Consider the following 20,521-nt stretch of genomic DNA (forward strand, 5'->3'; position numbering starts at 1 on the left):
TTTTGATTGATTGTTGTTTTCAGTCCTTTTCCTGATAGAGCATGACCCTGTACCCGGCTTTCAGATGCACCTTTACGGTTCGCATCTTCTTGGCGATGTACTGGCTCGTGCCTTGTATCAGCCCCTTGCCCAAATCGGAGGCGAGCTGCGCCCCGGCATTGGTGGAGATGTTGATGCTGCTCCCTAACGAGCCGCCCATGTTGGCGGCGACCTCCCTGACGGCGTTCATCTCCATCGAGTTCGGGATGAAGATACCGGGCTGTCCGTCCGTGTCATAGACCGCAAGCTCCACCGGGATAATCGTGCCATCGTATTCCAGCGAGGTGACCTCGATGTCGAGCCGCTCACCCTGTATCTTGCCCGTGCCGACCACCACTGCATTGCGTGGGATTGTTCTGCCCGCCACCGCCATAGGCTCCAGCAGGCGCAACCTTACCGTCTGTCCGTCCGTCACGCTCTGCGCACCATGCACACATGCCGGGATGGTATTCCGGTCCGATACCTCTGTAGTGCCGACAGCCGTGTTGAACCCCCGGTTGCGCTCCTGCGAGAAGGTGGCGACAAACTCCGCGTTGCTCATGGGCTGTGCAAGGGAGGAAACGACTTGGCGGGTCACTTGCCTTACGGGTGTCGCCGTGTTCTTCTTTCCCTTCTGCACGGTGGAAGGCTCTGCCGCCTGTTCCGGCTTTCCTCCGTTCTGACCGCCCATGTACTTTGCCGCCAGCTCATAGGACTTCTCCATAAGTGCCACCTGTTCGTCCATAGATGAAGTCCTGCCCTTCTCGCTTTCCAGTTCCGACTCCAGCGAGGCGATGCGCTCCAACAGCTCATCCATCTCGGCATTGTCGTTCTTCGGCTGTTCGTAGAAGTTGCCGAGGGTGGCGTTCAGGTCACGGTAGGCGGCTGCGGAGGATTGGATGGTCTGCGGCGTGGCGGGCTGTGCCTTTTCCTCTTTGCCGCCCGGATTGGCGAGGTCGAAGTCCGTCCCGTCCTCCGTTCCAGCTATCTCGCGGTCGAACATGTCGCCCAGCTGCCCGATGGCACGGTTGCGGCTCTCCAGACGCTCTTCCATCTCCCCATGCTCGTAGGCTTTCAACTTGTCGCCGATAATCTGCCGGTTCGCCTTGTCCGCGTCGGGCATCTCGGTGTTGTATCCGTCTGTTCCCGGCTGTTGCTCCTTGCCGGAGGACGGGGCGAATATCAGCCACATCGCCCCGATGAACACCAGCACCATAGCGGGCAGGACTATCATCTTCTGCCGTTTCAGCCGCTGCGCCTCGGTCAGCGGTTCGCGCCCCTTTTTCGGCTTTCCCGTGTCGGGAGCGGCTTTGTTCTCTTTCGTCGGTTCATTCTTCGTCTGTTCCATATAAATAAGGTGTTAAGTGATTGTCAGTTTCCACCGGGGTCGGCAGTTCCACCCGTCCGGCGTGTCCCGTTTCCATGCGTAAGCCGTCGTTCCTGCCGATGTCATAGACGGCTCTGCCGAAGGTGTAGAGGGCAAGCACCGCGAAGGCGGCGAGCATCCCCAGTACGATGCGGCGGCGTGTTTCCGGCGGCAAACCGTCCAGATACCCTTTGAGCCTTGCCACCAGCCGTTTCCGTTTGTCGTGGAGCTTCCAGTACACGCCCCACATTGTTTTTCTGATACTTTTTACTTTCCGTTTCATAATCCGTTACCGTTTGATAGTCTGTAAATCCTTATTCTCGATGATGGTGAAACCCTCGATGGTGAAGCCGTTGGGATTGTCGTCCGACCGTGATGCGTTCAGCAGGCGGCAGGTGGTCACGAGGCTGCGCTCGGTGACGTTGCTTTGCCGGATGATTTTCTGCGTGGCGTAGGTCACGGCTCGGTAGGGATAGGCGTTGAAGTCACACACCACGCTGTCCACCTTCAACACTTGGTTGATGTTTCCGGCGATGATGCGGTTGTAGTACCCCTTCTCGGCGAAGTCCGAATAATAGTGGTACACGCTCTTGTCTGCCAGCAGCAAGGCACGTTTTACGTTGTGTTCAATCGCGCTTTTTTCAGGTGACAGCGTGAAGAAAAGCTCGTGGAAGCGGCGCACATGCTCCCGTGCCTCCGCTGGACGGTTCTGCGACAGATCCTGCGACAGCGCAAGCATCAGCGACTTGCCGTTGTCCAACACATAGATTTTCTCCCGTTGCTTCTCCGCGAAACGGTAGGAGTTCCACACGCTCCACACCGTCACCACGGTGCACAGCGAGAGGAAGACGATACCGAACAGGCGTATCTGCCTGAACGATGATTCGATGTTTTTAAGTGACTTAAATTCCATTGTTGTTTATTCGTTTTTAATTGTCAGTTGATTATTTCAGCAGTTTCCCGGCACGTCCGACCACGTTTCCTGCGGCTGCACCCGCCACGCTGCCCGCCATGCTTCCGGCTCGTCCCGCCATCTGGTTCACGTTGCGACCGTAACCGCCCATGCCTCCGGCTTGGATAATCCAGCCGGCAACGGTGGGAATGGTGAAGTATCCGATGATGCCGATGCAGAGGAACACGATATACACCCCGTCGCTCGAATCCAGCGAGAAGTTCGGGTCTGCCTGCATCCGCTCGATGTCGCTTTGCAGCATCAGCACCTGTATCTTCGCCAGTATGGTGCTGAACATGTCCGACACCGGAAGCCACAGATAGACCTGTATGTAGCGGCATATCCACTGCGTGAGCGTGCTTTGGAAACCGTCCCATACCGACAGGGCGAAGGCTATCGGACCGAGTATCGCCAGCACCACGAGAAAGAAGGTGCGGACGGTGTCTATCACGAGGGCGGCGGCTTGGAACAGCAGTTCCAGTATCTCGCGGAAGAAGTCGCGGATACTCTTCTTCATGTTGTACATTCCCCGGTCGATATACATTCCCGCCATCGTCACCATGTCGGAGGGCGACCAGCCGAGTTCCTCCAGTTGCTTGTCAAATTCCTCGTTGGACACGAGGTAGGCGGTTTCGGGGTTGCGTACCATCGCCTCGTATTCCAGCTTGTCCTTCTGCTCCCGGTATCGGTTCATGTCCAGCGTTTCCGCCTCCAGCATCTTTGCCGTGCCCTGTACGACGGGTGAGAGGATGCTGTTTATCGTGCCCAGCACCACAGTCGGGAAGAACATGATGCACAGACCGATGGCAAAAGGACGGAGCATCGGGAATACGTCTATCGGTTCGGCTCTCGCCAGCGACTGCCATACCCGGTAGGCGACGTAGAACAGCGCACCCAGCCCGGCGATGCCTTTCGCCACACCCGCCATGTCCCCACATAGCGGCATCATCTGCTCATAAAGTGAGCGTAAAATCTGATGAAGGTTATCGAACTCCATAGGCTTACCAGTATCTTTCGTTCATGTTCCCGTACAGCCCCATGATGCGGTCGAGGTCGTTCTTTTTCTTCGCACGCAGATAACTCACGGAGATGTTCTTGTTGGTGTAATAGCTCACAAGGTTGCGGTAACGCTTCATTTTGGAGTAGCAGCGTTCCACCACGTCCATGCGCTCCTTGTCGGTCATGGAGAGCGTGGTGATGTTCACCACATTCTTCAGTTCCGTCAATACTTCGTTGCTCTCTTCCAGCAGTTTCGTGTAACCGAAAGCGATTGCCGACAGCTCTTCTGGTCTGAAATTTCCATCACGGAGCATCCTTTGGAAACTGTTTACATAAATGTCGGTGATGTCGCCTACCATCAGGATGGTCTGCTGCACCTTGCGGGCGTCCTTGACGAGATTGTTCACCGATTTGAGGGCATCGTAATACTTTTTGCCCTGCTGATAGATTTTCACCGTTTCCTGAAAGTTGCTCACCATGTTCGTGGCAGTCTTGGAGGTATGGATGATGTTTTTGGAGGCATTGATGATACCCTGCGCCAGATTGCCCGGATCGCTTACGACCCACTGTGCGCTTGCCCTGCCTGCGAAAAGCAGGCACAGGCAGATAATCATTGTTATTCTTGTTCTCATGTTACTTTGGATTTTAGTGGTTGTTATTCTTCTGTCGGGTGTCCCGGCTGCGGTTTCACCCGCACATAGTCGCCGCCCGGCGAGAAGGTCAGCACGTCCGTTGCCTCGTTGTAGGACACGTCGATGCGGAAGCCGGTGTTCATGAACAGGTTGTCGTTTTCCTCCTGCAAGAGATAGGTTTCCGGTTTCAGCTTGCGGCGCAGACCGCTCCGGCGGAACACCGTCACCTTGTAGGCTTCGCCCTCCTTGTAGATAAGCACATCGGGCTTCCCCTCCACGCTCTCCCAGTTCCCGCACAGCATATCACGGCGGTTATCGACCACATCGCAGGATTGCAGCATCATGACCGCCAATCCGATCAGGCACTTGCTGACTTGCAGCATTTTAACTTTTGATAAATTCATACGCATTTCTTGTTTTTAGCTGATGATTAAATGATTAACTTTTGGTTCTCCGCTTCTCGGCAAGTTGCCGGATGGCGGCTTCGATGTCGCCGCCCAACTTCTCCGCCAGACGGTAAACCTCCACTTTCTCCGTTTCCTCGGTGGTGTACGCCAGATATTCTTCTGCACTGACCTCGGTGGCATAGACCGCCGATTGTGTGCCACCCAAGCCTATCCACACCTCCTTGTAGAGCCGTGAAGGGTTGTTCGCCATGTTGATGGAGAGTATCTGCCCTTTCTCCTTTTCCGTCAGTCCGAGCAACGCCTGTATCTGGTCGAACTTGTTCATGTACTTGCGCTGGTCGAGAAGTATCTTGCAGTCGGAGTTGTTGATGATGCTCTCCTTGACCACGGGAGAGGAAATGATGTCGTCCACCTCCTGCGTCACCACGATTGCCTCGCCGTAATATTTTCTGACCGTCTTGTACATATAGCGCAGATATTCAGCCATGTTCGCTGAAGAGAGAGCCTTCCAAGCCTCTTCCACAATAAGCTGTTTCCGTACCCCTTTTAGTCGCCGCATCTTGTTGATGAAGGCTTCCATGATGATGATGGTCACGACGGGGAACAGTTCGCGGTTTTCCTTAATCGAATCTATCTCGAAGACAATGAACCGCTTGCCGAGCAGGTCGATGTTCTCCGTGGAGTTGAGCAGGAAGTCGTAGCGTCCGCCCCGGTAATACTGCCGCATGGTGGTGAGCATGTTGTCGATGTTGAAGTCGGACTTCTCCACCTTGATGTCACGCTGTGCCAGTTCCTTGCGGTAGTCGTCACGCATATACTCGTAGAAGGTGTTGAACGACGGCACGATGCTACGGTCGGATTGGATGCGCTCAATATAGGCACTCACGGCACTGCCCAGCTCGCCGCTCTCCGTCTTTGTCACCTTGTCGTCCTCCGACTTCCAGAGCGTCAGCAGCAGGGTCTTGATGCTGTCCTTCTTCTCCACGTCGAAGATGTAATCGTCGGTGTAGAACGGGTTGAACGATATGGGCTTCTCTTCCGTGTAGGTGAAATACACGCCGTCCGCTCCGCCTGTCTTGCGTCGGATCATGCCGCACAAGCCCTGATAGGAGTTTCCCGTGTCCACCAATACCACATGTGCGCCTTGCTCATAATATTGGCGCACGAGGTGGTTCATGAAGAAAGACTTGCCGCTGCCCGAAGGACCCAGCACGAACTTGTTGCGGTTGGTCGTGATACCCCGCTTCATGGGCAGGTCGGAGATGTCAAGGTGCAGCGGTTTTCCCGTGAGCCTGTCCACCATCTTGATGCCGAAGGGCGAGAGCGAGTTGCGGTAGTTGGTTTCCTCTGTGAACAGGCACACCGCCTGTTCGATGAAGGTGTGGAAACTCTCTTCCGCCGGGAAGTCCGCCGCATTGCCGGGTATCGCCGCCCAGTAGAGTGTCGGGCAGTCGATGGTGTTGTGGCGCGGCACGCATTCCATGCTTGCCAACTGGCTGCCCACGTCGTTCTTGATATGCTTCAGTTCCTCCGCATCGTCGCTCCACGCCATGACGTTGAAGTGTGCCCGTACCGAGGTCAGTCCGTAGGAATGGGCTTCGTTCAGGTATTGGTCTATCCACTCGCGGTTGATGCTGTTGCTCCTTGAATAGCGAGATAGCGACTGCATGTTACGGGCGGACTTCTCGAACTTATGCAAGGTTTCCTCACTGTTGTCTATCAGCACATACTGGTTGTAGATATGGTTGCAGGAGAGCAGAAGCCCCACCGGGGAGGCGAATGACAGTCGGCAGTCACTCCGGTCGGTGGAGAGCTTCTCGTAACGGGTGTCGGTAGCCACCTTGCCCGGCAGGTCTTCCGCGTCGGAGAGGGTGTGCAGACACAGGCGGTTGTCGCCGATGCGCATCTCCCTTGCCGAAAGCTCGATGTCCTGCAAGGTGGTGTCACCTTCCGACATGAGCGAGAAGTAGCGTTCAATAAGTCCCGTATTTCCCTCAGTACCCACAATCTCATCGGTGGAGAGGCGGCGCAGCCTGACAAGCCCGCTGTCGTTCATGATGCGCTCGAACTGTTCGCAGGCTTCCAAGAACTTGGTCGTGGTTTCCCTGTCCAGCTCCTTCGGGATGATATGTCCCCGGCACAGCGTGCTGAAATTGCTCTGCATCCGGTTACGCTCCTTTGTTGTCTTGGTCAGGTAGAGGAAGCAGGTGTGTTTCAGGTACGGACGCTCGTTGAAGTGACGCTCGAAAGAGCGGCTTAAAAAGCTCATGTCGTCCTTCTGAAGCTCCGGTTTGTAGCGTTCCTTGATGAACCAGTCCTGTTTGTGGACGACGGAGTAGTCCGGCAGCACCTTGATAGCCTTGCACCAGCAACTGTGTATCGCCTCGTACTCCGCACCCGTCACGGTGTAAAGTTCCGGCAGTTCCACCTCGAAAGCCACCGTGATGTCGGCGTCCTTTGAGATGATGCAGCCATGCTCCACCGCTAAAAGTGGGAACCTGTTTTCCAGTGTTGTCATTTTCGATGTATTCCTCATTGTCTTTCTTCCTTTCGTTGTCGTTTGAACAGACGGGGTATCCGCCGCCGGTTGATAAGGTATCGGGGATGGCTCCGTGCCGCTCCTAATTTCATCAGCCCGTGTTCGCCGTACCGGGCGTTCAGCGCGAAGGTCTGCCATACAAGGAGGGAGGACGATGCCGCGCCGAAGCCGATACATATCCACTGGTCGATACCGACCATGTAGAGGATGACGAACAGGACGAAGAGAGCCAGCAGACCTCCGCAGAAGATGAAGAGGTACTGTGCCTTCAAGCCCTTGAACTCTACCGGACGGCCGATACCCTTGTTGATTGGGTATTCAGCCATACATTATTTATTAAAGGAAGAATGAGCGCAGGATGGTGGCGGCAACAATCAGGAAGATGCACGCGCCGAACCACGAGGCGGCTGTCTTGCTGGTGTCGGGGTCGCCCGATGAAAACTTGCCGTACACTTTTACGCCCCCGATAAGCCCGACGACTGCACCGATGGCGTATATCAGTTTAGTTCCGGGGTCGAAATAAGAACTCACCATAGAGGTGGCTTCGTTGATGCCCGCGATGCCGTTTCCCTGCGCGAAAGCGGAGGCGGTTGCGGCGATGACAAGTGCCGCGGAGAGGATTGCTTTTCTGTTTTTCAAGATGTTCTTGTTCATAAACTGTTCTTGTTTTTTGCCGTCAAAAGGGTGGATGGTCCTTTGTCGGGCGGTTGATACTTTGTTTCTTTACTTTGGTTTTAGTGGATGCCCGTTTGTTTCCACGGACGTGGGCGTGTCCGTTGCGGATAGGGATGCGCCTTGCGTTTCCTCGCCGCGTGGGTTGATGTCATTCTTTCATGTTCATTTCTTTTATTGTTGTCATACATAGTTGCGAATGTCGAACTCCTCGATGTTGTCCGGCACGACGAACTCCTTTTCAGGTTTCTTCAGCCGAATCTCGATAAGCCCCTTGATGCGGATGCCTATCTCCGAAGAGCCTTCCATCATTTTCTCGTACAACTCCGTGCCCTCCATGTCGGTGAACACCTTCGCCGCCTTTTCACGTTCCGCCTGTGTCGCGTCCGGGTTCTTGGCGGTCTTGCAGGCGTCGTCAATCTCGTCAAAGCTGCTGCCCGAAGCCCGTGGCGTGTCCGAGGCGTCCTCTTCCGGTTCGTCGTCCCCGTATCCCAGTTCCTCCGGCGGTATGCTCGTGAAGGTCTCATCGAGTTTTTCCTCCGGAACTTGTGCCGGGCGGGATGCGTTTCCCGTTTTTCCGTCGTCAAAAGTAGCCTCTTCCTCCGACAGCTCAATGCCTTTTTCCATAGTGGCGGCTTCTTGCGTCGGTATGGCAGCGGTTGTCCGGGTGGATGCCATCCTGAAACGGCTCTTGCCGATGATGTCCGCCTTTTCCGCAGGGACTTCCTCGTGTGCCGCTATGCGTTTAGCCTCATTCCCGTCCAGTGACCGCCATAATCCGACAATGCCCTTGAAGAAGCGGACAATCCGCGTGTCCATGATGCGCTCGTAAAGGAGCAGGAACAGGAACCAGAGGTTGCAGCCGACCGATACCGCCAGCAGAATGTCTGTCATGCTGATTGTGTAATTCATATCCTTCCGTTTTTGGTTAGAATACTGAATTATAATTTCGGGCATAAAGGCTCTTTATCGCATCCTCGCACTGGTTGAAGTGATGCGTCAGCACATGGTCGATGTAAGCGGACAGCATAAGCCGGTCATGCCCGATTACACGGGTGATACACATGATACGCTCGTGGTACTCCGGGCGCACATACGCCATCTTCCCCTCACGTGCCTTTACTTCCGAGTCACGGATGAACAGACGTTCATAGTCCTTCTCGCAGCATTTGCCGCTTACCGGGACAGGCGACAGGATTTCCACACTCGCCTGCACTTGGGCAAACATACCTCCGCAGTCTTGCTGTGGTCTTTTTTCATTCGGTGTCATTTCTTTTTCCATTTTCAAATCAGATCTTCACGTTGTTTCTTGTACAGTTCGTTGATTCTCTCCTTGTGCTGTTCCAGATGTTGGCGCAGCACGGTATCCACATAGCCGCCCACCGAGATTTCACCTCCGGCGATGTCGTTCACGATTCTGAGGATTTTGCCGTGGACATCGCGGCTGATATAGACACACTGGCGGGTCTTTATCTCGTTGCGGCGCAGGAACAGCTCGTTATAGTCCTCATCCTGCCTTTTCCGGCGGCCACTTTCCCTCTGCGCTTTTTCCCGTGTTACTGGTTGCACAGGAGGTGGTTCCGGTGCGGCGGTGTCCTCTTCGGTCGGTGCAGCTGCGGGTACTTCCTGTGCGGGGCGCAGTGTCCCGTCCTGTGTGCGCCGCCCGATGGAAGCTAACAGCAGTTCCTCGTCGATGCCTTCCGTGTTCACTTTCCTGCTGCCCATGCTCACTGCGGTCTGATGATGTCGCTTATCTCTTCGGAAAACTCCCGGATGCCACTCCCTTTCAGCAGTGCCGTGTCCATCGGGAAGATGGTGGAGCGGAAAACGCTCTTGCGCTCTTCCGAAAGGTCACGGCGGAACTTCTTGCTGTCGGGCAAGCGGGTGGAAAGTACCGGAAAGCCCATTTCGGCTATCACTTCCTCGTAGATGCCGTACAGGTCGTTCCTCTCCCTGCCGTCCACCATCGTCCAAAACAGATAAAGCCCCTTTGTTTTCGCCTGTCCGGTAGTCATCAGCCTGTCGCGGAACATTGTGACGAATTTCAGGGTACTCTCCACAACAAAGCGGTCGGCACTCAGCGGAGTGAAGATGTAGTCCATCTGCGAGAGCGTCTTTATCACGCCGTTACTACGGAGTGTGCCGGGCATGTCGAAGAACACCACGTCGGGTTTCACGTCCTCAGTGGCAATCATCCTCTCGGCATCGTCGAGGGCGTTCACCGCATTGCTCTTGACGATGGTGTAGGCGTTCTTTTTCATCCGGCGGAAATGGTCGCAAGCGAGAGCCTTGAAGTAGGTGCTGCTGTCGATAAGCCCCATTTCGTGTTCGCGCAGCCCGTGGATGCTGTGCTGCGGGTCGTCGCAGTCCACGACGGCGACATTGTAGCCTTTCACGTTGTGCAGGTAGCTGGCGGCAAGTGCCGTGACAGTGGATTTGCCGATGCCACCTTTCTGTGTTGCGAATGCAACGAAGATTTCCTTACTCATAGTTCCATTTATTTTAATTGTTGAAGATTTCTTTTTCTATTTATATGCGGATTTGGTTGCTACATTATCCGCTTCAGTGAACAGACACATGGGCGGGTCATCGCGTATCCGGTTCTGTGGTGAAGCGGTGCGGCGAACAAGTGATGAATGACGACACTGCGTCATGAAGTCATTGAATCTGTACTTCACCAGATTGTCGGATAACCGGGGTTCCGACGGTTCGGGTATCCGCTTCGGCAAGTATCCGCCGAAGCGATTGTCCGGGTATTTGAATGTTCCTTTTCTCATATTTTCAAATCGTTCGTTTCTTGAATCATGCTGCAAATAAACAAGTATATTTTGGAACCTGTATCACTTCTCCGGCAAGTGGCAGCACGTTGCGCCGGTTGGCAGTCATTGACCGGGTCAAGCATCTGTCCAATACAGCTTTAAGGGCGTAACTTTGCCCCCCGGACAGCAGGGTTCGCCGATGGTGCGCGGCCCGGAGTCCTGAAAGGTATCTTCCCATCCGTCCCCTGACGGATTTTTATGTTCACCTGAACATAGCAAGGTATGTTTTCAGCCGCTCAAAATATTTTGAGCATCCCGGAAAACGCCTTGCCCTTGCAGGGGGCGGGCTTTCCCTCCGAAGTCGGAAAGCCTTTCAGAACTGCGGTGCTGTGATCCGAAGCGGCGGCTTATGCCGTCAATCCGCTAAATCCAAAGTAATATGAAAGAGAAAAGGAAAAGCAAAGCAGGGAGAAATCCCAAACTTGATCCGGCGGTGTACCGTTACACCGTCCGTTTCAACGAGGAGGAACACAATCGTTTCCTCGCCATGTTCGGAAAATCGGGTGTCTATGCACGGTCGGTTTTCCTCAAAGCGCACTTCTTCGGACAGCCGTTCAAGGTGCTGAAGGTGGACAAGACGCTGGTGGACTATTACACCAAGCTATCGGATTTTCATGCGCAGTTCCGCGCCGTGGGTACGAATTACAACCAAGTCGTGAAGGAACTGAGGCTGCATTTTTCAGAGAAAAAGGCGATGGCGTTGCTCTACAAATTAGAGCAACACACCGTCGAACTCGTGAAACTGAGCCGCCGGATTGTGGAACTTTCAAGGGAAATGGAGGCGAAATGGTCGCAAAAATCAGTGTAGGAAACTCGTTGTACGGCGCGATTGCCTATAACGGGGAGAAGATTAACGAGGCGCAGGGGCGGTTGCTTACGACCAACCGCATCTACAATGACGGTTCGGGAAAGGTGGACATCAACAAGGCGATGGAGGGTTTTCTCACCTTCATGCCGCCACAGATGAAGGTGGAGAAGCCGGTGGTGCATATTTCGCTCAACCCACATCCGGAGGATGTGTTGACCGATGCGGAATTGCAGGATATAGCCCGCGAGTATCTGGAAAAACTCGGTTTCGGCAACCAGCCTTATCTTGTTTTCAAGCACGAGGACATCGACCGCCACCACCTGCACATCGTGACGGTGCGGGTGGACGATAACGGGAAATGTATCAGCGACAAGAACAACTACTATCGTAGCAAACAAATCACCCGTGAGCTGGAGAAGAAATACGGGCTGCACGGCGCGGAGCGCAGGAACCGCCGGCTTGACACGCCGCTAAGCAAGGTGGACGCATCGGCAGGTGATGTGAAGAAGCAGGTGGCTGGCACTGTGAAGGCTCTGAACGGGCAGTACCGTTTTCAGACGATGGGCGAATACCGTGCGCTCCTTTCCTTATATAATATGACGGTGGAGGAAGCGAGAGGCAACGTGCGCGGACGGGAGTATCACGGGCTGGTTTATTCCGTCACGGACGACAAGGGTAACAAGGTGGGCAACCCGTTCAAGTCCTCGCTTTTCGGGAAGTCCGCAGGTTATGAAGCCGTACAGAGAAAATTTATCCGTTCCAAATCAGAGATTAAGGACAGGAAGCTCGCCGACATGACGAAACGCACCGTTCTTTCCGTGCTGCAAGGCACTTATGACAAGGACAAATTTGTATCCCAACTCAAAGAGAAGGGCATCGACACCGTACTGCGCTACACGGATGAAGGGCGTATCTATGGAGCGACGTTTATCGACCACCGCACAGGATGTGTACTGAACGGCTCTCGCATGGGCAAGGAGCTTTCGGCGAATGCCTTGCAGGAACACTTCACCCTGCCATACGCCGGACAACCGCCGATACCGTTATCCATCCCTATGGATGCTGCGGACAAGGCATACGGACAGACCGCATACGACCGTGAAGACGTATCGGGCGGAATGGGCTTGCTCACTCCCGAAGGTCCGGCGGTAGATGCTGAGGAAAAGGCTTTCATCCGGGCGATGAAGCGCAAAAAGAAGAAAAAGCGCAAGGGCTTGGGTTTGTAATCGGAGTATCAACAATTAAAAAATCAATGTATGTCACAACAAGAAGACGATTTGAGGGCATTGGCGAAAATCATGGATTTTCTGCGTGCCGTGAGTATTATTTTAGTGGTTATGAACGTGTACTGGTTCTGTTACGAAGTCATCCGGCTGTGGGGCGTGAACATCGGTGTGGTGGACAGAATCCTTCTGAACTTCGACCGCACGGCGGGGCTGTTCCATTCCATACTGTACACAAAGCTGTTTGCCGTCCTGCTGCTTGCCCTGTCCTGTCTGGGTACAAAGGGGGTCAAGGGAGAGAAAATCACTTGGGGAAGAATATGGACGGCACTCGCCGCCGGGTCCGTGCTGTTTTTCCTAAACTGGTGGATACTGGCTCTGCCGCTTCCGATTGAGGCGGTGATGGGGCTGTATGTCCTTACCATCGGTACGGGCTATGTCTGCCTGTTGATGGGAGGTCTGTGGATGAGCCGTCTGTTGAAACACAATTTGATGGAGGATGTTTTCAACAACGAGAACGAGAGTTTCATGCAGGAAACAAGACTCATCGAAAGCGAGTATTCGGTCAATTTGCCGACACGCTTCTATTACAAAAAGCGTTGGAACAACGGTTGGATCAATGTGGTGAATCCCTTCCGTGCGTCCATCGTGTTGGGTACGCCGGGCAGCGGCAAGTCATACGCCGTGGTAAACAATTTTATCAAGCAACAGATTGAAAAGGGCTTCTTGATGTACGTGTATGACTTCAAATTCAGCGACTTGTCCACCATTGCCTACAATCATCTGCTGAACCACCCTGACGGCTACAAGGTGAAGCCGAAGTTCTATGTGATCAACTTCGACGACCCGCGACGCTCTCATCGGTGCAATCCCATTCACCCGGATTTTATGGAAGATATTACGGACGCCTACGAGAGTGCCTATACAATAATGCTCAACCTCAATAAAACGTGGGTGCAAAAGCAGGGTGACTTCTTTGTGGAATCACCTATCATTTTGTTCGCCAGTATTATATGGTATCTTAAAATCTATCAGAACGGGAAATATTGCACGTTTCCCCATGCCATCGAATTTTTGAACCGCCGCTACGAGGATATTTTTCCGATACTGACTTCCTATCCCGAACTGGAGAACTACCTTTCCCCGTTCATGGATGCGTGGCTCGGAGGGGCTGCGGAGCAGCTCATGGGGCAGATAGCGTCGGCAAAAATTCCGCTTTCGAGGATGATTTCACCGCAGCTCTATTGGGTGATGTCGGACAGCGAGTTTACGCTGGACATCAACAATCCCGAAGAGCCGAAAATCCTATGCGTGGGCAACAATCCCGACCGTCAGAATATCTACGGGGCGGCTCTCGGATTGTATAACTCCCGCATCGTGAAGCTCATCAATAAGAAGGGGATGCTGAAGTCGTCGGTCATCATAGACGAGCTGCCGACGATATATTTCAAAGGGTTGGACAATCTTATAGCTACCGCCCGAAGCAACAAGGTTGCCGTGTGTCTGGGATTTCAGGATTTCAGCCAGCTGGTGCGCGACTACGGTGATAAGGAGGCGAAAGTGGTGATGAATACGGTCGGTAACATTTTCTCCGGGCAGGTGGTAGGTGAAACGGCAAAGACACTATCGGAACGATTCGGTAAGGTGTTGCAGAAACGGCAGTCTATCTCCATCAACCGGCAGGATGTTTCCACCTCCATTAACACGCAGATGGACGCGCTTATCCCGCCCAGCAAGATTTCCGGTTTGACGCAGGGAATGTTTGTCGGTTCGGTGTCCGACAACTTCAACGAGCGTATCGAACAGAAGATTTTCCACTGCGAGATTGTGGTGGATGCCGATAAGGTAAAACGGGAGGAAAGTGCCTACAAGAAAATCCCCGTTATTACCGATTTCACTGACGCAGACGGCAACGACCGCATGAAGGAAACGGTGCAGGCAAATTACCGGCGCATCAAGGAGGAGGTGAAGCAGATTGTTCAGGAGGAATTGGAGCGCATCGCGGGCGATGACAACCTGAAGCATCTGTTGCAGCAGAAGTAACCTATTAAAATAAGGGAGGATAGCTAAAATCCTCCCTTATTTTAATATTCCTCCAAAAGTTTATTTTGACGTAAATCTTCAATGTAACATGCTAAGTTACTTGAAACTTTATTAAATACTTTATCAAGATATGGGATGATATTTTCCAAATTCAATTCCAACTCTAACGGGAAACTATGATATTGATGTAAAAACCTTGTGATGTCATTTCTTTCTGAAACAGATAAAAGCAAAAATGGATTACTGTTTTTATAATATACCATTGCTGAAAGATGAATAAAAGCGCATCCTAATTTATAAACAAAAAAAGGCCAGCCATAAAATTTATCAGCTAAATCCACCATTTGTTTATCGGTCACGACTTTCTTTGTATTGGGATAAGACCATTTTATTCCCTCCAAAGTTTGGTTTATAAAATGCTCTCTAAGGTTTAAGTCGCTAATTGACAACAAAAACATAACTCTTACCATAGAATCTAATTCTTGACGCAGAATAGATATTACCTGCCCATATAATTGTTGTTGCAACAAAATATTTATAGCGCAAGAATGTTCTCCTGACCTTTGAGTAACTATATCGCAAAATAAATTAATATTATTTGTTTTCATTGTTGAGTGATTTCGCTTATAAGATATAGGATTTACTATTGGTTGCCACATATATCTGATGCGGCATTTCTTTTTCGTTGTATATTATTGTATGGTTGTCGCACAAGGTCATTCCCAGCCTTTCAACCACACGGATGGATGCCACGTTTTCCGGTCGGATACTGCAACAGACAGTTTTCAGTTCCAGCTCTCCAAAGGCGTATTCCAAACACGCGCGGGCGGCTTCCGTACCGTAACCGTTATGCCAGTATGTGTTATCGAGTATATAGCCAAGCTCGACAGTCTCGTTCCCGTTTAGGGTACTATTCATCAGACCGGCTTGTCCTATCAATGCGCCGCTTTCTTTCAGTATGACGGCAAAATATCCGAACCCGTCCTTGCGGTATCGGATGAGTTGCCTGTTTATCCATTTGCGCACGTCCTTTTTGGTAAAGCCGTGTTCCCAAGCGTACATGACTTCCGGCTTTCCCATTATGGCAAGGAGTGCGTCCATATCCTTACGGGTTATCCTGCGGATAAGCAGCCGTTCCGTTTCCATGACGACCAGCGATGCGGAATAGGTCTTTATCTCAAATCCGTCCTCTTTCCATTCCTTCACAAGCCTGTTGATCGTTTCTTCCACCAGACTGTCATAAGCGGCATCGGGAATAACCTTTATAAAAAAGGTGTCACGGGTTTCTTTCATGACCCATTCGTTGATGTCTTTCAGTTCCTTGCCTTCGGGAATGTAATTCTTGTGTATCATGAACTCGTTGATGTTGTCCGCCAACAATTCTTCCAACTGATAACGGATGTCATCCTCCAGTTCGGCAAATGGTGGAAAAGCCACACTAATTTGACCCACGCTGGCAAGTATTTTAGACCCAGTAAGGTTAAAATAACCAGCCCCACCTTGCCAAAATAAGAATGACCCTTTGAAACGCTAGTTTTTTAGGGTCATTTTGTAGTTTTGTGTTACTGTCCTGGTCGGCATTAAAAACATAAAACTATTATTTATATGACAAAATTAAAGAATTTATTGCGCTGTTACGCATCTGGTATGGGAATAAGAAGTATTTCTAGTACTTTCCATATATCTCGTAACACCCTCCGCAAGTATGTCCGTAAATTCCAAGAAAGTGGCTTGTCTATGGAGCAAATTCTGTCGCTTTCAGATGATAAGCTAGCGGACTTGTTTTCAGATGGGCATTCTCGTAACCGTCCGCCTTCTGCTCGTAAGTTGGAGTTAGAGGCACTTGTTCCTGATTATGTGAAACGGCTTAGCAAGAAGGGTGTTTCTATCTTATCTCTTCACACGGAGTATCTCAAAACTCATCCTAATGGTTACCAGTATTCTACTTTCAAACACGCAATCCATGCCTACAGATGTCAAACACGAGCCGTAGGACATGTAGAGCACCTTGCTGGCGATCAGATGTATATTGATTATGCGGGTGATAAACTAGAGATAGTCGAAGAACAGACGGGTGAGGTGCGGAAGGTAGAGGTTTTTGTGGCTACCCTTCCATGCAGTCATTACACCTATTGCGAGGCAGTGTGGTCGCAGAAGAAGGAAGACCTTATCGTTGCTTGCGAGAATGCTCTTCATTTCTTTGGTGGTGTACCCAAGGCTGTTGTGCCTGACAACTTAAAATCAGCCGTTATCCGCAGTGATCGTAATGAGCCTGTTATCAATGACGACTTCGCTGCTATGGCTGAATTTTATGACATGGCTGTTTATCCAGCTAGGGTGCGCCGTCCCAAGGACAAGGCACTGGTTGAGAATGCTGTAAAGCTAATGTATCGGTCGGTATATGTAGATATTGAAGGGCAAATTTTCCATAATCTAGAATCACTTAATATTGCTATACGCACATCTTTAGAAGCATTTAATAGCCGTAGATTGAGTGGACGTAAGGAATCCCGCCAAGAACTATTTGAGGAAATGGAAAAAGATTTTCTTCGTCCTCTTCCTACCGCTCGCTATCAGATGAAGTCTAGAAAGTCTGCTACTGTCATGGCTAATAGCTTCGTTATGCTAAGAAAGCATAGTTATAGTGTTCCAACAGAGTATATCGGCAAACGTATGGAGCTTATTTACGATAATGACAATGTTCAAATCTACTATGGGTTAAAGTTAGTTACCATCCATCAGCGAGATGATACTCCCTATACCTACTCACAGAAAGATGCACATAATCTTCCTGGTCATCATGGTAGCTTTGAAAAGGATTTGGAGGAAATATATCAACGGGCAGGGCAAATAGACAACATCCTTCTGCTTTATCTCAAGGAAGTCGCTACGCAGATGAAATATCCACCAAAAGCCTTCCGCTCTTGCCGTGGTATCATGTCGCTGGAGAAGAAGTATGGCATGGCTCGTCTAGTAGCAGCTTGTAACTGTGCTTCGGAAGGACGACGCTATGGCTATAATGAGATAAAGGATATACTACAGAAGGGTGATGATGCTTCCTATATATCTATGGATGAAGATAATATGGAGCTATCTCCTGAATATAAATCAAAAACGCATAAGAACATACGAGGCAAGGATTATTTCTCAAAGCAATTATCCAATAATAACAATAATAGCAAACAATTAAAGTAAACAACTATGGAACTAAATAATAATAAGACAGCACCTATTGTGCAAGAAATGGATAAGAATCAGTTATCTCTTGATTTAATGCATAGAATGAGGCTTACGGGTATGGCAACTGCCTTTGAAGAAAGTCTAACAACTACAATTGCAGATACGATGACACCAGATGCCTTTTTATCATGGCTCTTATCTCGAGAATGGGACTATCGTTCCGCAGCTGCTATTGAAAGACTCATAAAATCAGCAGGGTTTAGATATAAAGCCTATCCTGAGCAAATAGATTATAATATCAATCGCAACCTTAGCCAAAACAAAATGGAGAGAATACTCTCACTTGATTTTATCAAGCAAGGACGCAATATATTTATTACTGGTTCATCAGGAACTGGTAAAAGTTTTATCGCTACAGCTATAGGCTATCATGCTTGTAAAAATGGTATTAGAACGATGTATGCTAATATGTCAAAATTACTAGGGATACTTAAAGTCGCCAAGAATAAAGGAACGTTAGAAACAGAGCTAAAGAAGATAGAGCGATGTCGCTTGTTAATCCTCGACGATGCCTTCCTTGTACCTGTAGATGCAAAAGAGCGTCCTATATTACTTGATATTATAGAAGATAGGCATGAAAGGAAGTCGATTATCATATCTTCTCAACTTCCTGTGGACAACTGGTACGATGCAATAGGCGACCCTACCGTGGCAGATGCTGTACTAGATAGAATCGTGCATAGCTCATATCAAATAGAACTAACTGGAGAGTGTCTTAGAAAGATAAAAGCAAAGAATATTGGTAGGTAATAGCGAAATAAAATGACCCACCCGACCAGGGCATTTAGTGGGTCAATAATAAATCGTTTTACTGGGTCTAAAATACTTTGTCAGCGTGGGTCAAATTAGTGTGGCTTTTCCAAATGGTATGGTTTCCTCTTCATAGATGCCTTCTATTAAAACATCATCCTCTTCCATATCCTCGTCCGGTGTCTGATTGCCCCGTTTCATGTCCAACATATCCTGCGCGAACTGCCCGGATTCCTTGTCCTTGTACTTCTTGGCATATTTTTCCAGCAGTTCCCAGTCCTGACGGCTCATCGGGCATTTGAAAACGGCTCGTTCCACCTCGTTACAGCGCACCATGTCCGCCTTCACATCATCGGGAAGCGACCGGCATTCCTTGCAGATATGCCGCGAGTGTCCTTTGCCGCTGAATTGCTCGTTGGCTTTGTACTCGCTACAAATCCGACAGTAATGCCCCTGTTGTTTCTTCTTTTTCGCCACCATACCCCGTTATTATATCAACAGTTCTTTTCCTTTATCGGTAAGACGATATTTCTGCCGGGGATGTTTCGGATTTTCCGGGTAAATAGGCTCTACCAAATTCTGCCTTATGGCTGGATACAGATATAGTTCTAAAAAATTACTTTTGTCCTTTAATCCTATCACACACATAATCTCTTTGGTTGAAAGTGTCTGTGTGCCGATTGCAGACAACACCTTTTCCACCTGTGGGGTAACTGTGGGGTGACTGTGGGGTAACTGTCGGGTAATTGTCGGGTCGTGCCCCACAGTTTTTCGGGTATAGCGGAAAATAACCCATACACTATTTCCATCTGTATGAAACTCCGGATCGGGAATGCCGACACGCCGGCATTCGCTTATCATAAGCCCGATGCCTCGTCCCCAGCTTTCCAGAACCTCGCTTTTATACAGAACATTCGCAATAATCAGGTTTTGAGGTTCTGAATTATGCCCGCTCAATAACTTTTCCATTGTTATATCCGGCGGAAAAGTTCCACTGTTCTCAATCTCCACACGGTCATCATAGATGGCAATTCCTACCGAACTGCCGGGACGGTGGTATGAGCGGTGGCAAAGGGCATTTGTGCAGCATTCCCTCAATGCCTTGTAAGGAATCTCAAGCTCTTCCTCCCGATACAAGCCTTCAACTTTGCCCGAAAGGGAAAGATGCTTGAAAAAGAACGACATTGCAGTGTCCAGCAGTGTGTAGATATTGCCAGTGGTACGCTGATTGTCTATAAACTCGTCTTTTGTAGTTCCTTTGAAACGCGCCAACCGAAGCAGGCACTGGGGATAGAAGTAAAAATCACGACCGAACAAGACTGCGGAAGCATTATTCAGTTTTCCGTCATGTAACAGGTTGAATTTTTCGAGTATGGTCGGCAAATCCTCCCTTATGGTGGCTTCGGGTAGGCGACCGCACCGGATGCCTCCACGTACCGCTCCCATAATGGCATGTTCATCAAGGTCAGTAACTTTGATGTCGGGATTCGTCATCGCCTCCCAAGCGTATTTCCCACCTCGCTGCATAAGCAGTTGGTTATATACGTCTTGCGGCATGGAGGATGTCACGCTCTCCAATCGAAGATAAGCCCGTCCCTTATAGGAGAACGGACGCATATAACGTTGGCTGTCCGCAGACAAGGCTATCACACTCTTGTCTGTATTTTGGATACTGATATACGAAACTTCGAGTGTGGCAAATGGTTCAAAACGCCGGATGGCTTCCGCAATATCACGCTTCGTCTTGTCGCTCACTTCCTGCCCGATGATCTTTCCTTTGTCGGTCACACCGAACAACACCGTGCCACCTTCGCTGTTAAGGAAAGCGCAGAGCGTTTCCATGCCGCGCTCCAACTGCCCGGTGGTTTCCTTGAACTCCACCTGCCCGTTTTCCTTTTCGGCTATCAGTTGTTTTACTATATCGAGGTTGTCTATGTTCATATTCAATTCGTAACAATTGTACAAAGATAGCGTTTTTCGCTGAAATTCGGGGCAATAGCGCGCCGAAAACGCCCTTTTTCGTATAGATTTTACTCAAACGGGAGAACAGCAT

22 protein-coding genes are annotated in these 20,521 nt (G+C 50.5%); 5 read left to right on the forward strand and 17 right to left on the reverse strand.

What is annotated here, in order from left to right:
* Positions 1-19: 19 nt before the first annotated feature.
* The 13 genes from traM to HMPREF0666_RS09100 form a co-directional block, all read right to left on the reverse strand.
* Positions 20-1,366: a conjugative transposon protein TraM gene (gene traM / locus HMPREF0666_RS09040; protein ID WP_002560974.1), complete on the reverse strand. Its 1,347-nt coding sequence runs from the start codon at positions 1,364-1,366 to the stop codon at positions 20-22.
* Complete coding sequence (locus HMPREF0666_RS09045; RefSeq protein WP_002560975.1) at positions 1,347-1,634, reverse strand: TraL conjugative transposon family protein; 288 nt, start codon at positions 1,632-1,634, stop codon at positions 1,347-1,349. The genes traM and HMPREF0666_RS09045 overlap by 20 nt, the downstream gene beginning before the upstream one ends.
* A 39-nt stretch (positions 1,635-1,673) precedes the next feature.
* On the reverse strand, positions 1,674-2,297 hold the full coding sequence (gene traK / locus HMPREF0666_RS09050; RefSeq protein WP_002560976.1) for a conjugative transposon protein TraK: 624 nt from the start codon (positions 2,295-2,297) through the stop codon (positions 1,674-1,676).
* Between the two features lie 31 nt (positions 2,298-2,328).
* Complete coding sequence (gene traJ / locus HMPREF0666_RS09055) at positions 2,329-3,333, reverse strand: conjugative transposon protein TraJ (RefSeq protein WP_002560977.1); 1,005 nt, start codon at positions 3,331-3,333, stop codon at positions 2,329-2,331.
* 4 nt (positions 3,334-3,337) lie between these two features.
* A complete protein-coding gene (locus HMPREF0666_RS09060; RefSeq protein ID WP_002560978.1) occupies positions 3,338-3,967 on the reverse strand; it encodes a DUF4141 domain-containing protein in 630 nt (209 codons plus the stop codon).
* A 23-nt stretch (positions 3,968-3,990) separates the two neighbouring features.
* Positions 3,991-4,371 (reverse strand): DUF3876 domain-containing protein, encoded by a 381-nt coding sequence (locus HMPREF0666_RS09065; RefSeq protein ID WP_002560979.1) that lies wholly within the window; start codon positions 4,369-4,371, stop codon positions 3,991-3,993.
* A gap of 34 nt (positions 4,372-4,405) precedes the next feature.
* Positions 4,406-6,910 (reverse strand): TraG family conjugative transposon ATPase, encoded by a 2,505-nt coding sequence (locus HMPREF0666_RS09070; protein WP_009012093.1) that lies wholly within the window; start codon positions 6,908-6,910, stop codon positions 4,406-4,408.
* Positions 6,907-7,239: a DUF4133 domain-containing protein gene (locus HMPREF0666_RS09075; RefSeq protein WP_008764731.1), complete on the reverse strand. Its 333-nt coding sequence runs from the start codon at positions 7,237-7,239 to the stop codon at positions 6,907-6,909. The genes HMPREF0666_RS09070 and HMPREF0666_RS09075 overlap by 4 nt, the downstream gene beginning before the upstream one ends.
* A 10-nt stretch (positions 7,240-7,249) precedes the next feature.
* On the reverse strand, positions 7,250-7,567 hold the full coding sequence (locus tag HMPREF0666_RS09080) for a DUF4134 domain-containing protein (RefSeq protein WP_002560983.1): 318 nt from the start codon (positions 7,565-7,567) through the stop codon (positions 7,250-7,252).
* Positions 7,568-7,768: 201 nt separating this feature from the next.
* Positions 7,769-8,497, reverse strand: coding sequence for a hypothetical protein (locus HMPREF0666_RS09085; RefSeq protein WP_008764732.1), 729 nt, complete (start codon positions 8,495-8,497; stop codon positions 7,769-7,771).
* A gap of 16 nt (positions 8,498-8,513) precedes the next feature.
* Entirely contained in the window at positions 8,514-8,867 is a 354-nt protein-coding gene (locus HMPREF0666_RS09090; protein ID WP_025880727.1) for a DUF3408 domain-containing protein, read from the reverse strand.
* Between the two features lie 2 nt (positions 8,868-8,869).
* Positions 8,870-9,310, reverse strand: a complete 441-nt coding sequence (locus tag HMPREF0666_RS09095) for a DUF3408 domain-containing protein (RefSeq protein ID WP_002560986.1) — start codon at positions 9,308-9,310, stop codon at positions 8,870-8,872.
* Between the two features lie 2 nt (positions 9,311-9,312).
* Entirely contained in the window at positions 9,313-10,074 is a 762-nt protein-coding gene (locus HMPREF0666_RS09100) for a ParA family protein (RefSeq protein WP_002560987.1), read from the reverse strand.
* 709 nt (positions 10,075-10,783) lie between these two features.
* On the opposite strand from HMPREF0666_RS09100, the gene mobA reads away from it, so the two are divergent.
* Genes mobA through mobC form a run of 3 tightly spaced genes read left to right on the forward strand, consistent with a single transcriptional unit; the run spans position 10,784 to position 14,478 of the window.
* Positions 10,784-11,212, forward strand: coding sequence for a conjugal transfer protein MobA (mobA, locus tag HMPREF0666_RS09105; RefSeq protein ID WP_002560988.1), 429 nt, complete (start codon positions 10,784-10,786; stop codon positions 11,210-11,212).
* Positions 11,191-12,438, forward strand: coding sequence for a conjugal transfer protein MobB (gene mobB, locus HMPREF0666_RS09110; RefSeq protein WP_002560989.1), 1,248 nt, complete (start codon positions 11,191-11,193; stop codon positions 12,436-12,438). The genes mobA and mobB overlap by 22 nt, the downstream gene beginning before the upstream one ends.
* Positions 12,439-12,468: 30 nt before the next feature.
* A complete protein-coding gene (gene mobC, locus HMPREF0666_RS09115) occupies positions 12,469-14,478 on the forward strand; it encodes a conjugal transfer protein MobC (protein ID WP_002560990.1) in 2,010 nt (669 codons plus the stop codon).
* Positions 14,479-14,519: 41 nt separating this feature from the next.
* On the opposite strand, the gene HMPREF0666_RS09120 is transcribed toward mobC, so the two are convergent.
* Both HMPREF0666_RS09120 and HMPREF0666_RS18100 read right to left on the reverse strand, forming a co-directional pair.
* Positions 14,520-15,086 (reverse strand): hypothetical protein, encoded by a 567-nt coding sequence (locus HMPREF0666_RS09120; RefSeq protein WP_002560991.1) that lies wholly within the window; start codon positions 15,084-15,086, stop codon positions 14,520-14,522.
* A 16-nt stretch (positions 15,087-15,102) separates the two neighbouring features.
* Positions 15,103-15,930: a GNAT family N-acetyltransferase gene (locus tag HMPREF0666_RS18100; protein WP_009012094.1), complete on the reverse strand. Its 828-nt coding sequence runs from the start codon at positions 15,928-15,930 to the stop codon at positions 15,103-15,105.
* Positions 15,931-16,083: 153 nt separating this feature from the next.
* On the opposite strand from HMPREF0666_RS18100, the gene istA reads away from it, so the two are divergent.
* Together istA and istB are read left to right on the forward strand one after the other, a co-directional pair.
* Positions 16,084-17,673: an IS21 family transposase gene (istA, locus tag HMPREF0666_RS09130; RefSeq protein ID WP_004337046.1), complete on the forward strand. Its 1,590-nt coding sequence runs from the start codon at positions 16,084-16,086 to the stop codon at positions 17,671-17,673.
* A gap of 6 nt (positions 17,674-17,679) precedes the next feature.
* A complete protein-coding gene (gene istB, locus HMPREF0666_RS09135) occupies positions 17,680-18,468 on the forward strand; it encodes an IS21-like element helper ATPase IstB (protein ID WP_009012095.1) in 789 nt (262 codons plus the stop codon).
* 90 nt (positions 18,469-18,558) lie between these two features.
* Here the strand turns inward: istB and HMPREF0666_RS09140 are convergent, their stop codons facing one another.
* Both HMPREF0666_RS09140 and HMPREF0666_RS09145 read right to left on the reverse strand, forming a co-directional pair.
* Positions 18,559-18,948 carry a hypothetical protein gene (locus HMPREF0666_RS09140; RefSeq protein ID WP_009012096.1) on the reverse strand — a complete coding sequence of 130 codons (390 nt, stop codon included), beginning with the start codon at positions 18,946-18,948 and terminating at the stop codon, positions 18,559-18,561.
* Between the two features lie 9 nt (positions 18,949-18,957).
* Complete coding sequence (locus tag HMPREF0666_RS09145; protein ID WP_002560993.1) at positions 18,958-20,409, reverse strand: ATP-binding protein; 1,452 nt, start codon at positions 20,407-20,409, stop codon at positions 18,958-18,960.
* Between the last annotated feature and the right edge of the window lie 112 nt (positions 20,410-20,521).

This window comes from Prevotella sp. C561 (assembly GCF_000224595.1).
GTDB lineage: Bacteria > Bacteroidota > Bacteroidia > Bacteroidales > Bacteroidaceae > Prevotella > Prevotella jejuni.